This is a genomic window from Bdellovibrio sp. 22V, assembly GCF_030169785.1.
GTDB lineage: Bacteria > Bdellovibrionota > Bdellovibrionia > Bdellovibrionales > Bdellovibrionaceae > Bdellovibrio.
On the sequence record NZ_CP125854.1, the window covers coordinates 2700665 to 2714964 of the forward strand.

Here is a 14300-nt window from a genome sequence, read left to right on the forward strand (position 1 = left end):
ACTAAAAACTTTCGGAGCCTTGTTTTGTGCCGAGTTTTGGGGTGCGGGTTTTGGTGCCCATGGCATCGATCAAAGAACGGCCGAAGTGGGACATTTCTTTCGCGGCGGTATCAACGCCGTCTTCACCTGTCGAATTTTTTTCGTTTGGATCGGCAGAGAAGTACTTCATGTTTTGGGTGTTCACTGCGATCACGCCGGAAGCGGAAACGCCCTGGTCTAGAATCGTCAGTGCTTTGTAGAGATTTAACTGACGGGACGTTCGTGTCTTTGAGGCCAGCTGTGTTTGCGCATCACCCGTTGCAAGAATGTATTTTTTAACACCTTCTGCATCGAAGGATTGTTTGTGCGCCATCACCAAAGCCGCGGCACCACTCACGAAAGCGGTCGCTTGCGAAGTTCCAGTCATATATCCATAAGAGTTTCCAGGAAGGCACGACAAAATATTTTGTCCAGGCGCTGCGATATCCACTGTCTCAACACCATAATTGGAAGACGCCAAAACTTGTGTTGAAGGATCGATCGCTGTCACAGAGATAATATTGCGAAGTTTGTAATCTGCAGGGTAGTAGTGATGCTGATCCGAGTTGGATCTTTCATTTCCCGCGGCCGCGACAAAAAGAACTCCTTTTTTCTCGGCTTCCGCAATGGCATCGTGCTCTTCTTGTGAAAACTCCGTACCACCACCGGAATAGTTGATAATGTGCGCGCCCATTTTCACGGCGTACTTAATAGAGGCGACCGTATTCTTTAAGTTGTCGGTGCCCGCTACTTTTGGATCATAGTATTTAAGAATCATCAGACTGACTTCAGGTGCGATGCCTGTAATACCTTTGCCGTTACCAGCTTGTGCTCCAATGATTCCGGCGATGTGAGTGCCGTGACCGTGATTGTCGTCGAGTTTGTTATTGTTCGAAACAAAGTTCCAACCGTAAACGTCATCAACAAAACCATTGCCGTCGTCATCAATACCGTTTGTCGCTTTGTCGCGACCTTGCGCATCTTTGCCGGTCTCGCCCGGATTGCGCCAAAGATTTCCCGCCATGTCTTCGTGTTTCACGTCAATGCCCGTGTCGATGACGGCAACGACGATATCACGACTCCCTTTGGTGACGGACCAAGCGCGAGCGGCATCGGATTTTTTCAAACCCCAAGCCTGGCTAATTGCGGGATCATTAAATAGAGCACTGGGTTCATCTTCAACTTTGTCTGTTTTCGATGTGATAAAAGAATTTTCAAAAAGACGGTTGTTGTCTTTCTTGCTGGAGCTTTGCGTACGAGAAGGGGAGTGTTCTTCAATGGAGAGAAGGTATAGTCCTAACCCGCCAAAAAACACTAAACCGACACAACCAGCTGCAATCCACAATTTGCGAGAAAACATGAAATGTCCCCTTTTCCATTAGGACTTATCGGTCTTTGAAATTTTATCTAAACCGGTCTCTGCGATAGTCGCGTATCAATCTGAGACAAAAAGCGGGATAATGAGAATGAAGTCGATAAAAGTTCTCAGCTTAAAGTGGAAACTCCTGCCTCCGAAGAGAAGAACATGAAAAAGTTTACCTTTATTTCATTGGTGGCGTTCCTCATGGCTTGCAGTCAAAAACCTGAAAGCGGTTCTTCCGATTTCAGCAGTTTGGATCAAGACGTGAGTTATCACAATCAAACAGAAAGTCTGACTCTTGATAAGGCGTTTTCTTACACTCGCGTTGATATGAAAGCGAATGGTGATTTCGCACAATCCGAAGCTGTTTGGGATGATGAGACAGGCGTCGGTACAAAATGTTCTTTGACGGGAACGTGGGCTATTCCCGTTCCCGATGCTCATTCCGCCGAAGGTAACGAGCTTGTTGCGACGATTACGCATGTTAATGGCGTGGCGTTGGGAACTCCGGTCGAGAAGCGCTACGACCTGCGTGAAGTCAGCTATGAAAGTCTGAAGTGGAAGCCAGAGACTGTGGAGGACGATGCGGATCTGGTTGATATGACAAACATCAATTACGCCACCTACCCCGAATACGATGCTCTCGATACCGGGGCTTTGGCGCCAGACACTTTCTGTGACCGTTAATTATACTTTTTAAGAGAAAGAAGCTCTTCGGGGAAAGCTGTTGGTTTTTCCTGATTGAGCAGTCTTTGATAGAACACGTAGTTGCGCATCACAAGCTTGATGTAAGCGCGTGTCTCTTCGTAAGGAACTTCTTCGATAAACTCTACAGAGTCGGGACGATAACGCGTTTTCAACCAGCCGCGAATAGCGCTGTCATTGGCGTTGTAACCCGATACTGCCAGAATAAACTGATTGTCATACTTCTTCATCAAGGACTTCAATTCAAAAGCCCCCAGTGGAATATTCACTTCAGGTTTAAAAAGATCCAGGGCTTCTTTATATTCAAGTGAATTCGACTTCGCGAGATTCTTCGCCACGCTCGGAAGAAGCTGCATCAAACCGAAGGCATCGACGGAACTGCGCGCTTCGGGATTAAATGCCGACTCCTGGCGAATGATGGAGTAAATAAATTCCTGCGGCGTTCCGCTTTTATTGGAGGCTTCAGAAATAATATCTGAAAAAGGCTGAGGGAAAAGCAAATCCGGATGGTCATTAAGCAAGCGGTCTTTCACTTCCGGCTGCAAATTTCCTAAAGCAGAGAACAGAGGAAGATAAAGACCTGTTCTCGCGTAACCAGAAGAAATGGCAAGCCAAGTTTCTTCCGAAGTGATGTTGCGTTTTTTAAGATCTTCGACGGCGCTGTTAAGAACTTTCTCTGCGAAAGGTTTTTCATTCACGGAAATAAGCCATTCCGTCGTAAGGCGAGTTTGGGGCGTTAATTCTTGAACACCTAAAAGACTGAGACCCGACAAGTCCTTTGTTTCTGTTTTTAGAGGTCCAAAATTCTGTTTCAACTCACGCACAGCGACCACGCCATAATATCCGAGAGGATCTTCTTTGATCAGCTCTTGCAACTCGTTATTTGCTTTATCCTTTAATCCCTGTTTGTCATAAGCGCGAGCCAACCAGAAGCGAGCCCGGGATTTATCAGCTGGATCCTTTACGGTGTCCTTCATTTGCTCGAAACTTGTTTGAGCTTCACTCCATTTTTCAAGCTTGTAGTAGTTCCAGGACTTCAACCACGAAATCTTATCGCGCAAACCGGCCAAGCTCACAGGTTGTTGGTAACTGGCCTCGAAATATTCAATGGCTTTAGTGAAATTGCCTTTCTCTTCTTCGATACGACCCAAGATGAAGTACACCTCATCCATGGGATAAGAACCGCGCAACAAACGGTGAGTTTCTTTAAGTACCTTCACGGCTTGCGACGTTTGATCCTCTGTCCATAGTGTTTTGGCGAAAAGAACCTGGGCATCATGATAGCGCGTGATAGCGCGACGGTCTTTTTTGTTTTTCTGGAATTGTTTCTTTGACCAATTCACAAGGTCCGCTGTCGCGTTGATATAGTCTGTGCGCTTTTGTGCCACCTTGTAAGTTTGGCGGATGTTTTTCAAAGTTTGGAAAGTATCATCCACCGAAGCTTCTTTGGAATTTAAGATCTGCTTGTAAGTTTTAAGGGCGTTGTCGAAATCGCGATGAAAGCGATAGTCTCCAGCAACACCGCTTAAATCTTTGTAAGTCGGAAGAGGATTCAGACGGGGAGAGTTCTTATACAGAAGGGCTTGAATCTCTGCCGTTTCTTCTTTGAGTTCTAATTTTTGCGCGATCAAAAGAGCCTTCATGTAGAAGTCTTCTTTGTTCTTCTTGTTGCTATCCGCTTTGGCTTTGTCGATGTAAGCCGCCAGATCGTCACGCAAGTCCGGCGTCTCGAGAGCTTTTTTCAATTTGATGTCGATAAAAAGATCGCGATACCACGGTGCTGCGCTTGCTGGCAGGTCCGCGAGGTTTTCGTTTTTAGCGCACACTTCATAAGCGCGCAAAAGAGCCAAGTCATGCAACGGGAAATTCGCGGCTGTGCTAAGAAGCTTAAAGCCTTCGCAAGATTGCGTCGGTGCGGATTCTTTTTTTGCCAGAGCCAGCGTATAAGTTTTCCACCAAAGAATATTATCTTCCTTCGATCCTACTTCGAGTTTCTCAAGTTCGGAAAGAGGCGCGTTTTTCCATTTGCTTTGAAAGCTCGCGATGGGAGGAGTCAGGCGCTTATCAATGCGCGTGTCGAAACGCGACGTTGTCGCGCAACCCATAAGAACAGAAAAAAATGAAAGTGTGATTATTATTCGGGGCATAGCCTTGATAGGCTACGCCCTTTTAGAGAAAAGAACAACTTACTAACGACTAGATGCGTGCGCGTTGCAAAGCTTCAATACGAACTTCGAGTGGCGGGTGAGTCATGAACAATTTTGCAAGACCACCTTTGTCGCGATTTGAAATCATCAACGTCGCCGTTTGCCCCTCTTCCGGAGGAATTGGCAGATCATAAACGGAGCGCAACTTTTGTAAAGCCGCTACCATGTTATCGCGGGAAGAGTACTTCGCTCCGCCAGCGTCCGCACGGAACTCACGACGGCGAGAGAAGTAGTTCACGACGATAGAGCCCAACAATGTGAAGGCGATGTCGCCCAGGATAGTTACGGCAAAGCGCACGATCTCCCGGTATCTTTCCTCGACGTTGGACGCAACCAAGTTGGCCAAAATACGAGAGAAAAACATCGCAAACGCGTTCACGATACCTTGGATCAAAGTCATTGTGACCATGTCACCGTTCGCGATATGCGCCACTTCGTGGGCCAAAACCCCTTCGACTTCTTTGTCATTCATTCTTTGCAAAAGCCCCGTAGACACGGCAACAAGCGAATTGCCTTTGGAAGGGCCTGTCGCAAAGGCGTTGATGTCGATGGATTCATAAACACCGACCTCTGGCATTTTTGGAAGTTGAGCGCGGCGAGCAAGTTCGTGAACTTTATTAACCAGCGCGCGAAGTTCTGGATTTGGATTGTTGGATTCAATGACTTTTACGCCATGGAACATTTTCGCCATCCACTTTGACATGAGCAAAGAGATGAATGCTCCACCCATACCCCAAACCAAACAGAACGCCATCAAGAATGGGATGTAAGAGTTAAGACCTGCGAGACCAAGGAATCGGCTCACAAGAGACCAAACGATACCAATAGTCACCATGACCAGAATGTTTGTGAGAACAAATAAACCGATACGTTTTAAAAATGCCATTTAAGTACACTCCTTCTAGAGTCACCATTAATAATGATAACTCTAAAAGGAATGTCAATGCCATCACATCACGTCGTGACGGGTTGTTTTTGATTCTTTTGGCCGGTGCCATTAGGGGTGGTGCTAAAATGGAACTTGAGGACGTCTTTTTCCAGTTCCACATTGACACGACCACCGTCAACCAAACGTCCAAAAAGAAGTTCGTCGACCAGAGCTTTTTTCAGATGTTCATCCACGCAGCGAGCTAAAGGACGAGCTCCGTAAACTTTGTCGTAGCCTTTTTTCATTAGCCACTTAATCACATCGCTCGAAACATTCAGTTCCACTTTTTTCTCGAGAAGAGTCATTTTCAACTCATCCACGAATTTCTGAGTGATTTTGAGAACCATATCTTCACTCAAATCGCGGAACGAGACCACCGCATCCAAACGGTTGATGAACTCTGGAGAAAACGCTTTTTTAATCGCGTCCATAGAAAGCGAACTGCGGTTTTCTTCGACCATGCTGATCGTGCCGCGCGATGTTTCCAAAGCGCCGGCATTGGATGTCATAACAAGGATCACGTTTTTGAAATCAGCAACCCGGCCGTTAGAGTCGGTGAGGCGACCCGCATCCATGACTTGCAACAAAACGTTGGTTACATCCGGATGCGCTTTCTCGATCTCGTCGAGCAGCAGAACGCCATAGGGATTTTTTGTCACGGCCTCTGTCAAAAGACCGCCTTCTTCGTAACCAACGTAGCCCGGAGGCGCGCCAACAAGGCGAGCGACCGCATGTTTCTCCATGTACTCAGACATGTCGAAGCGCTCAAAATGGACTCCCATAATTTGCGCGAGCTGACGGCAGACTTCGGTTTTACCGACACCGGTCGGGCCGGTGAAAAGGAAACTTCCGATCGGTTTGTTCGGTCGTCCCAAACCGCTACGCGCAAATTTAATATTTGCAACAAGGCGATCAATCGCATCGTCTTGACCGAAGATGAGAGCTTTGAGTTTCTTATCAAGATCTTTAAGTTGCGTTTTTTCACTCGAAGAAATGCTCGCGATAGGCAAGGCTGTCATTTTCGCAATGACTTCTTCAATCTCGGCAGAGTCGATTTTAATCTCTTCCGCATTTTCAAATTTCAAACGGAAGTGAGCTCCGGCCTCGTCCAAAACGTCGATCGCTTTGTCGGGAAGAAGTTTTCCATGAATATGTTTTTGCGAAAGTTCTACGGCCGAACGCAGAGCCTCGTCCGTGTATTTCACGTGATGGAAGTCTTCGTAAGAGCCGCGCAGACCTTTGAGGATTTTAATACAGTCTTCTTTTGAAGGCTCATTGACATCAATCTTTTGGAAACGACGGTTGAGCGCACGGTCTTTTTCAAAGTACTGACGATATTCACTGTGCGTGGTCGAACCAATACAGCTGACATCACCACTTGCAAGCGCCGGCTTCAAAAGATTGGAAGCGTCCATCGAGCCGCCGCTAGTGGCGCCCGCTCCGACGATCGTATGAATTTCGTCAATGAACAAGATAGAGTTCGGGCGTTTGCCGATCTCTTTCACGACCGCTTTAAGTCGGCCTTCGAAGTCACCGCGGAATTTTGTTCCCGCCAGCAAGCCTCCAAGATCCAGAGAGTAAATGACGGCGTTTTTTAATTTCTCGGGCACTTTTCCTTGCACGATTTTCTGCGCAAGGCCTTCCGCGATCGCCGTTTTACCAACACCGGGTTCGCCAATCAGAAGTGGATTGTTTTTTGTTCGGCGGCACAGGACCTGGATCGTGCGATCGATAATATCTTCGCGCCCGATCAAAGGATCGAGTTTGCCTTGCTTGGCGCGGTCATTGAGATTCACACAAAAACTTTCAAGCGGTGAGCCGCGTCCTTCCTCGTACGCTTCGCCTTGATAATCGGCGGCGCGAGGCGTGGAAGATCCTGCAGGAGGAATGTCATGCTCTTTACCGTCTTTAGTAATTCCGTGCGAGATGTAATTGATAATGTCAAATTGCGTGAGACCTTGTTTTGCCAAAGCAAAAGTCGCGTGTGAATCCTGTTCATAGAACAAAGATACAAGCAAACTTCCTTCGCTGATCTGATTTCGTCCTGCGCTTTTCATTTGAATCGCAGCCCGTTGAATCAGTCGATGGCAAGCCAAAGTGAACTCCGGTGTCCAAGAATCAAAGCCGCCGTAAGAAGACAATTGATCATCGGTGATTTGAGGAATTCCGACTTTAAGATGATCTTTGAGATCTTGTCTGAGTTTCTGCACGTTCACGGCGCAGGCTTCGAGAATTTCAACCATCACAGGAGATTCAGTGAGGACAAGTAGGATATGTTCGAGAGTCACAAACTCGTGGCGATGACGCTTGGCGAGTTCCGTAGCTTCCGCGAGCTTGCGCTCAAGTTCTCGGCTCATCATGCTTCCTCCTCCAGTGTACTCTTAAGGGGATACTGATTGAGTTGGCCGAATTGGTTCACTTGCATCACTTTCATCTCGGCAATCTCAAGACTGTAGACCCCAGCGACACCTGCACCCTTCTTATGTACATCTAACATGATTTGCGTCGCTTGCTCTTCTGTTTTCGCGAAAAAACGACGCAATACAAGAACGACAAAATCCATGGGAGTGTAATCATCATTGAGAAGAATCACTTTATACATCTTCGGAGTGTCTAGTTTTGGAACAATCTGGACGCCCGCTTCCCCTTCGGGATTCGAAAATGGATAGTTGCTGTTGTTATTATTGTTGTTGTCACCCATATGTTTATTCTACCTTATGCCTCAATTTGAGCACTCTTTCGTCTTTGACAAGTCTAGGGGAGAAACAAAAGCTGGTTTTTCGTCGAGGGAGAGTGTTCCGTCGAGTGAGTGTTACACCGAATACATTCTCGGTTCATATTAGAGACAGTACCTTGCAATTACCATTTACATTTGACACACTTATGTTGGTAAACAGAAAAAAAGAACCATGGAGGTCTTAATGTTTTCATCTAGAAATTCTCAACGAGGTTTCTCGCTTGTTGAGTTGATGGTTGTGGTGGCAATCATCGGTGTGTTGGCGTCGATCGCCGTTCCTGCTGTTAATAAATATCTTGCAAAGGCACGTCAGTCTGAAGCTAAAACTAATTTGTCTTCGCTATATACATCTGAAAAAGCTTTTTATGCTGAGTATACTGCTTATCACAGTATGTTCGGGGCTGTTGGTTTTTCTCCTGAAGGGAAATTGAGATATAATGTGGGCTTTTCAACTTCAACTGGTGATGCTGGTGCAGCGAATGGTTATCAGAATCAGCCAGTGGCTCCTGGTAACGTGCGAAACACCATGGCATATTGCACTCAAACTGGTACTATTGGAGCTACGGGATGTACAATTCTTCGTGGCGCCACAAATGCTTTGCCGGGAGCGCTACCTGGAACGGCTACGGTAACAGCTCCGGCTACAGGTTCAACATTCCGAGCAGAAGCTCTAGCTGTCATTCATACTAATGGCGGAAATGATCAGTGGTTTATTGATCACAACAAAGATTTACAAAACTACCGAAATGGTATTCCTTAAGGAATTATGGCTATCTATAAAAAAGATTGCGTAAAAGAAAAAATCCCAAGCGTAATACTTGGGATTTTTTCTTTTTTGTTAATTGTGTACTCAACATCACTGCCCAAGACACAGATAGAGACGAGGCGTCAGCTTATTGCGCCTCCGCCGATGCTCGAACGTTTCTCTTTTGGATTTTCGGAAATTGTGGCAGACAGCTTGTGGATTAGAACACTTCAAGACTTTGATTATTGTGACCAAGAAGTGGCTAAGAAAGTGTGCCGTAATAATTCTTGGTTGTACCAGATGCTAGATGCAATTACAAATTTATCTCCGCATTTTAGGATTCCCTATGCAGCTGGGGCATTGGCTTTAACTGTTTTAATAACGGACGTAGACGGTGCGACAAAAATATTTGATAAAGGTGTAAAAGCCTTTCCTAAAGATTGGCCGATTCTGTATCGAGCTGCCTACCATTATCTCTATGAAGTGAAGGACAAGAAGCGCGCTGCCGAACTGTTAATTCAGGCGGGGCAAAACGGAGCTCCCCAATGGGTGTTCACTCTTGCGGGTCGTCTTTATTCGGACTCCGGGCATCTCGAGTTGGCAGAATCACTGCTACAAGAAATGATCGCAACAAACCAAGACCCGGTTCTCATCAAGCGTCTTCAAGACAAAATCAACTCAATAAAATTCAAATAAAAAAGCTGATATTGATCGGTTCTCTTTTACGGTTTGTTGTTCAAGATTGCGCGACTTTGCGGGGTAGCAACAAACTTTAAACAAGTAGGTATTGATTTGAAATCTAGGTATTGATTGCGGAGAACAGTACATTTTTAATTCATAAATAAATCATTATTTATGGGGTGAAAATGCGGCTTATCTTCTTAAATACCAGTATTTTTTGTTTTTTATTTGGATATTCAAGTTTTTCTCGGTCTCAAACTTGTGAGGAAGGAAGGGCAGACACAATTAAAGCATTTAGTGAGGGATGCACTAGTCAGTGTTGGACTGCTCCAGGCTGGCAATCTTGTGCCACATATGAGCCGATGCAAATTACTCATGTCGATTCATCAACAGACCGTCTCTCATGCAAGGTCAAATATGTTGAGGATTCGTGGGATATAGTGAATGATCCTCCTTATCCTCCCTATCATAACGAGTGGGAGGATGAGCATATTCTTTTAGTTCCGAGATGTTTTATGGTACCTCCTGCCGAACCAATTAATCCGCCTCCGGGCGGGCCAGGTGGCCCTGGCGGTCCCCCTGGCGGATGTCCTGTCTCCGGATCGATAGTTCATATTGAAAGTCAGTCTTTGTCAGAAGAAATCCGAATAACGGGAGTGAAGGAGCCGCTCGTTTATAATTCAGTATTTCAGCCCGGACGAGAAGATGATTTCAGAATAAAGGTTAAGATATCTGGAGACACTCCGAGGGATTACATTCAATCTTTTTCAATTGAAACGAAACGAGATGGTGTTGTCGTAGATACGGCTTCATTCTCTAATACAACTCCGAATCAAACATATCAGTATGTCTGGAACGGTCTCGATGCAAGCAATACGTTTCCTGTTTTATCTGCGAAATTTCAGGTGCGTATGGTTGAAACGTCACCGGCGGGAAGTTTCCCCAATATATTCAATGTTTCGTTAGGTCACTTCAATGCCAGAGATATTGGGCTTGGAGGCTGGTTGCCAAAGAATTTTAGACTCTACGATCCATTTTTGAAACGAATTTATTTTGCCGAAGGTGGATTTAAGGATGTCGAAGCAAAACCCTATAGTGTATCTCAGCTTTATATCGCTTCGGCAGCAGGAAATGAAGTTTATATATTCGACTTAAACGGGAGACATTTATATACAAAGACTGCGCTTCTGGGTACCAACATTTACTCATTTAATTATGACAGTCAGGGACGTTTGATCTCGATTGCTGAACCATTTGGTAAAGTCACAACTTTTAACCGTGATTCCTCAGGCAACTTTAATTCAATTCAAGCACCCAGTGGTCAGTTAACTCTCGTTGGTCTTGATTCAAATGGCTATATCTCCTCCATAAAGAATCCACGCAACGAAATATATAGTATGAGTTATTATTCTTCAGGTGGCTTGCTGCACACATTTCAGAAGCCAAATGGTGAAATTAGTACGTTCGAATATGACCTCGGTGGTAAATTAACAAAAGACTCTCATTCTGGCGGATATTTTTTTGAATTAATTAAGAATATTAATTCTAGCTATGCGTTTGATATTTCCATGAATACGGCGTTGGGGCGCATGAGCCAAATACAAACAAGCTCGCTCCAAGATGGCAGCATTTCAAGGAATGTAAATAACTCGATGGGCACGGCTACGTCAGTTTCTTATACGCCACAAGGACCAAATCACAGTTTAAATGAAACGTCGTACGGAGTAACTCGAGCGGTGACATCGATCGAGGATGCACGCTTTGGAGGAATGGTTAGATTTCCCCAATCGGAAAGTGTATCCAAAGGAGGCGGTACTCGCACAATCGACCGTACACAAAGTGTTATGCTTGCGAATATGAACGATCCTTTCTCAATCACGAGCTGGCAGGAAACCTCGCAACTTTCAGGTGAAAACACCAAAATCACAACAGTATTCGATCCGCTTACGAAAAAGTTTACGGCCACGTCTTTCCTCGGAAAGGTAAAAGAGTGGGCGATAGATTCATATGAAAGAATTGTCTCGGCGAAACAAGGTAATTTGAATGCGGTTAATTTCATCTATACGAATGAAAACTTAACTTCGATCGTTAATGGAACACGAACGACAACTCTTGGTTACAATGCTTTGGGTCTTCTCGAAAGTATTACGAACCCTTTGAACCAAACGACCTCCTACGTTTACGATACGGCGAACAGAGTGGCGTCAAAGGTCTTGCCTGACAGTCGCGTGATCTCATTTATTTATGATGGTGTTGGAAACTTGACGGGAGTGACTCCGCCGGGGCGTCCTCTTCATGCGTTTTCTCTCAATGGCCATGGTTTAGTTGGAGCTTACGAGCCTCCAGTGCTATCTGGAGTCTCCCTCGTTAACACGACTTACACGTATAATCTCGACAAGCAACTCACTGCGATTGCGCGTCCCGATGGCGGTTTTGTTAATTATAATTTTAACGCCACGACGGGAGTTCTAGAGAACTATGAAACTCCTGATGGTTTTTATTATCAATATCTTGATACAACAGTGGGGCTTCCTTCCTCTGTTGAGACTCCGTTTGGAGTTAGTACGCAAATCACCTATATTGGAAGAGAGCCTGCTGGATACAACACATATATTTCCGGCAATAGTGTTGGCAGCTATTCTTCTATTTATGGCGCAGGTAATCGCAAGGACTCTGATACAGTCATGAATCCAATCGGTACAACATCGACGGTTACTTATTTGTACAACGATGACGAAGATCTTAAGAAGGCGGGAGACGTTAATCTCACTTATAACGTACCAGACGGTCAGTTGACTGGGACGACAATGGGAACGGGTACGACTGGTTTTTCGGATACATACACGTACAATACCTATGGTGAAATTGTTGGCTACCAAGCTAAACGAGGCACGACAGTTATCTATGATTTGACGTTGAATCGCGATGCCATGGGAAGAATTGACGGCAAAACCCAAACAATGAACGGAGCTACGGATAACTACGTTTATACCTTCGACAACTCAGGTCGGCTAAGTCAAACGGACAAGAATTCCGCTGTAGCCGCCACGTATACTTATGACACGAATAGTAACCGCAACGGTGGTACTATCGGCGCTCAGCCAACATCGGCAACATATGACGATCAAGATCGTTTGCTCACGTATAACACTTATTCTTTTACATATAATGCGAACGGAGATCTTGTCAGTAAGCTGAACAATACGACAAGCGCACTGACTCAGTATGTGTACGATGTTTTCGGTAATTTGACTCAAGTAACACTGCCAAATGGAACTGTGATTTCTTACGAGATCGATGGCCTTAACAGAAGAATCGGCAAAAAAGTAAACGGAGTCGTCCAAAAGCGTTGGATCTACATGGATCAATATCGAATCGCTGCGGAGTTAAACGCGGCAGGCGCGATCACAAAAAGATTCATCTACGGATCGAAAGCAAACATTCCTGATTACATGATCGCTTCAGGAGTAAAATACAGAATCATCTCTGACCACCTGGGCTCGCCAAGACTTGTAGTGAAACAATCCGATGGAGCGGTCATCCAAAGGATGGATCATGATGAGTTTGGTAGAGTTATCGTTGATACGAATCCTGGGTATTTGCCGTTTGGGTTTGCGGGTGGGGTTTATGATAACCAAACTAGTTTGGTGAGATTCGGTGCGAGGGATTTTGATCCGGAGATTGGAAGATGGACATTAAAGGACCCGATTCTCTTCAAGGGGCAAATGGTCAATCTTTATAGCTACGTTTTCAATGACCCAGTTAACTACTTTGATCAAAATGGAAGGCTTCCTTGGCTCGTTTCCGGTGCTGTAGGTGGCATTATCGGTGCGGTGGCTGGGGGTATTGGGGCGTATGCTACCAATCAAAGTATTCTGGCTGGAATTGCGATGGGAGGAGTTACGGGCTTTGCTGCCGGATCGGGTGGTGCTCTTTTGCTGAAAGCGGCAGCTATCATGGAAGTAGGGCTTGGAGGACAGATTCTATCGTCTGCGTTTGGAGCTGGGCAAGCGGCATTCACAAGTAATATCTTGAGCCAACACTTTTTCAATAATAAGGTTGACGTTAAGGCAGCAGCAGTAAGCGCGGGCTTATGCGCCATTGGAGGCGCGGGGGGACCAGCTTTAGGCAGTGGGTTATCGGGCGGCGGAGCTGCTGCCGTTGATATCGGGTTAGGAATAGCGACCCAGCCTTTAGACATTCTGAGTACAATTCTTATGAGTAAATAAAGTGTATATAACTAATAAACGGATTTTAAACATTATATGGCCTTTTGCTCTCGCTGGCGTTGCAGTGGGAGCATTTTTTATCTATATCGGCCATTGCGATATCAACCATGCAAAAAAACTAGATGCTGAGCAAGGAGGATTCGCATTAGTACTCATGGCATTATTCGGATTGTATCTCAAGTTTGCTCATGAAAAAGAGATCGACATTCAGGGTGACAGTATTACCCTTCGCAGCAGAGGAATCTTTCTTACACAAAAAGTTATGAGTGTGAAATTTAGCGATATAAGGGGAATTGAGCGAAACGATTTCAATACTCGTTTAGTGATTTTCACGAACAGTGGGCAAATAGTTTTGCCATCTTTAGACGATTTCTCCATGCCAGAGGATCTCGGTGATCAAAGAAAATTAGATTACTTAGAAGGTCTTCTTAGGAAAAAATTAAGTAAGTAATTTAGCATCACTCTAGAAAAACCGCTTTGCAGAAGCCATGAGTCGAAAATCTATTTGTAATGAAATTTTTCTTGCCGTGGTTTTCGTGTTTTTAGGATCGCATCTATCGCTACTTAAAAAGTTTCATGAGAACCCGCTGCCGAGAAGGAAAAAGTCTTCACCATGCCCTTCTTAAGCGCTCTAAACATCCTCTAAAGCTCAATTGAAATTTCATCTTCACTTCAAGAAAACCGTCAAAA

10 protein-coding genes are annotated in these 14300 nt (G+C 45.2%); 5 read left to right on the top strand and 5 right to left on the bottom strand.

Annotated elements, in window-relative coordinates; translation table 11 throughout:
• Position 1: 1 nt before the first annotated feature.
• Entirely contained in the window at positions 2-1378 is a 1377-nt protein-coding gene (locus tag QJS83_RS13115; RefSeq protein WP_284605379.1) for a S8 family peptidase, read from the bottom strand.
• A gap of 165 nt (positions 1379-1543) precedes the next feature.
• Here QJS83_RS13115 and QJS83_RS13120 point away from each other — a divergent pair, with 165 nt between their 5' ends.
• Complete coding sequence (locus QJS83_RS13120; protein WP_284605380.1) at positions 1544-2065, top strand: hypothetical protein; 522 nt, start codon at positions 1544-1546, stop codon at positions 2063-2065.
• On the opposite strand, the gene QJS83_RS13125 is transcribed toward QJS83_RS13120, so the two are convergent.
• From QJS83_RS13125 to clpS, 4 genes are all read right to left on the bottom strand, one after another.
• Positions 2062-4188 (bottom strand): tetratricopeptide repeat protein, encoded by a 2127-nt coding sequence (locus tag QJS83_RS13125; protein ID WP_284605381.1) that lies wholly within the window; start codon positions 4186-4188, stop codon positions 2062-2064. The two genes, QJS83_RS13120 and QJS83_RS13125, sit on opposite strands and share 4 nt — an antisense overlap.
• 91 nt (positions 4189-4279) lie before the next feature.
• Positions 4280-5176, bottom strand: a complete 897-nt coding sequence (htpX, locus tag QJS83_RS13130; RefSeq protein ID WP_284605382.1) for a protease HtpX — start codon at positions 5174-5176, stop codon at positions 4280-4282.
• A 68-nt stretch (positions 5177-5244) separates the two neighbouring features.
• Positions 5245-7578 carry an ATP-dependent Clp protease ATP-binding subunit ClpA gene (gene clpA / locus QJS83_RS13135; protein WP_284605383.1) on the bottom strand — a complete coding sequence of 778 codons (2334 nt, stop codon included), beginning with the start codon at positions 7576-7578 and terminating at the stop codon, positions 5245-5247.
• Complete coding sequence (gene clpS / locus QJS83_RS13140; RefSeq protein WP_284605384.1) at positions 7575-7919, bottom strand: ATP-dependent Clp protease adapter ClpS; 345 nt, start codon at positions 7917-7919, stop codon at positions 7575-7577. Before clpS ends, clpA begins: the two co-directional genes overlap by 4 nt.
• A gap of 220 nt (positions 7920-8139) precedes the next feature.
• On the opposite strand from clpS, the gene QJS83_RS13145 reads away from it, so the two are divergent.
• The 4 genes from QJS83_RS13145 (at position 8140) to QJS83_RS13160 (ending at position 14061) form a co-directional block, all read left to right on the top strand.
• Entirely contained in the window at positions 8140-8715 is a 576-nt protein-coding gene (locus tag QJS83_RS13145; RefSeq protein ID WP_284605386.1) for a type IV pilin protein, read from the top strand.
• Between the two features lie 6 nt (positions 8716-8721).
• The gene (locus QJS83_RS13150) at positions 8722-9396 is read left to right on the top strand and encodes a tetratricopeptide repeat protein (RefSeq protein WP_284605387.1); all 675 of its coding nucleotides are present in this window, start codon (positions 8722-8724) and stop codon (positions 9394-9396) included.
• Between the two features lie 170 nt (positions 9397-9566).
• Positions 9567-13610 carry an RHS repeat domain-containing protein gene (locus QJS83_RS13155; RefSeq protein WP_284605388.1) on the top strand — a complete coding sequence of 1348 codons (4044 nt, stop codon included), beginning with the start codon at positions 9567-9569 and terminating at the stop codon, positions 13608-13610.
• Between the two features lies 1 nt (position 13611).
• The gene (locus tag QJS83_RS13160) at positions 13612-14061 is read left to right on the top strand and encodes a hypothetical protein (RefSeq protein ID WP_284605390.1); all 450 of its coding nucleotides are present in this window, start codon (positions 13612-13614) and stop codon (positions 14059-14061) included.
• Positions 14062-14300 lie beyond the last annotated feature (239 nt).

Coding starts and splice junctions, on each gene's coding strand:
- QJS83_RS13115 (WP_284605379.1), bottom strand. CDS start 1,378: ATGTTTTCTCGCAAATTGTGGATTGCAGCTGGTTGTGTCGGTTTAGTG.
- QJS83_RS13120 (WP_284605380.1), top strand. CDS start 1,544: ATGAAAAAGTTTACCTTTATTTCATTGGTGGCGTTCCTCATGGCTTGC.
- QJS83_RS13125 (WP_284605381.1), bottom strand. CDS start 4,188: ATGGGTTGCGCGACAACGTCGCGTTTCGACACGCGCATTGATAAGCGC.
- htpX (WP_284605382.1), bottom strand. CDS start 5,176: ATGGCATTTTTAAAACGTATCGGTTTATTTGTTCTCACAAACATTCTG.
- clpA (WP_284605383.1), bottom strand. CDS start 7,578: ATGATGAGCCGAGAACTTGAGCGCAAGCTCGCGGAAGCTACGGAACTC.
- clpS (WP_284605384.1), bottom strand. CDS start 7,919: ATGGGTGACAACAACAATAATAACAACAGCAACTATCCATTTTCGAAT.
- QJS83_RS13145 (WP_284605386.1), top strand. CDS start 8,140: ATGTTTTCATCTAGAAATTCTCAACGAGGTTTCTCGCTTGTTGAGTTG.
- QJS83_RS13150 (WP_284605387.1), top strand. CDS start 8,722: ATGGCTATCTATAAAAAAGATTGCGTAAAAGAAAAAATCCCAAGCGTA.
- QJS83_RS13155 (WP_284605388.1), top strand. CDS start 9,567: ATGCGGCTTATCTTCTTAAATACCAGTATTTTTTGTTTTTTATTTGGA.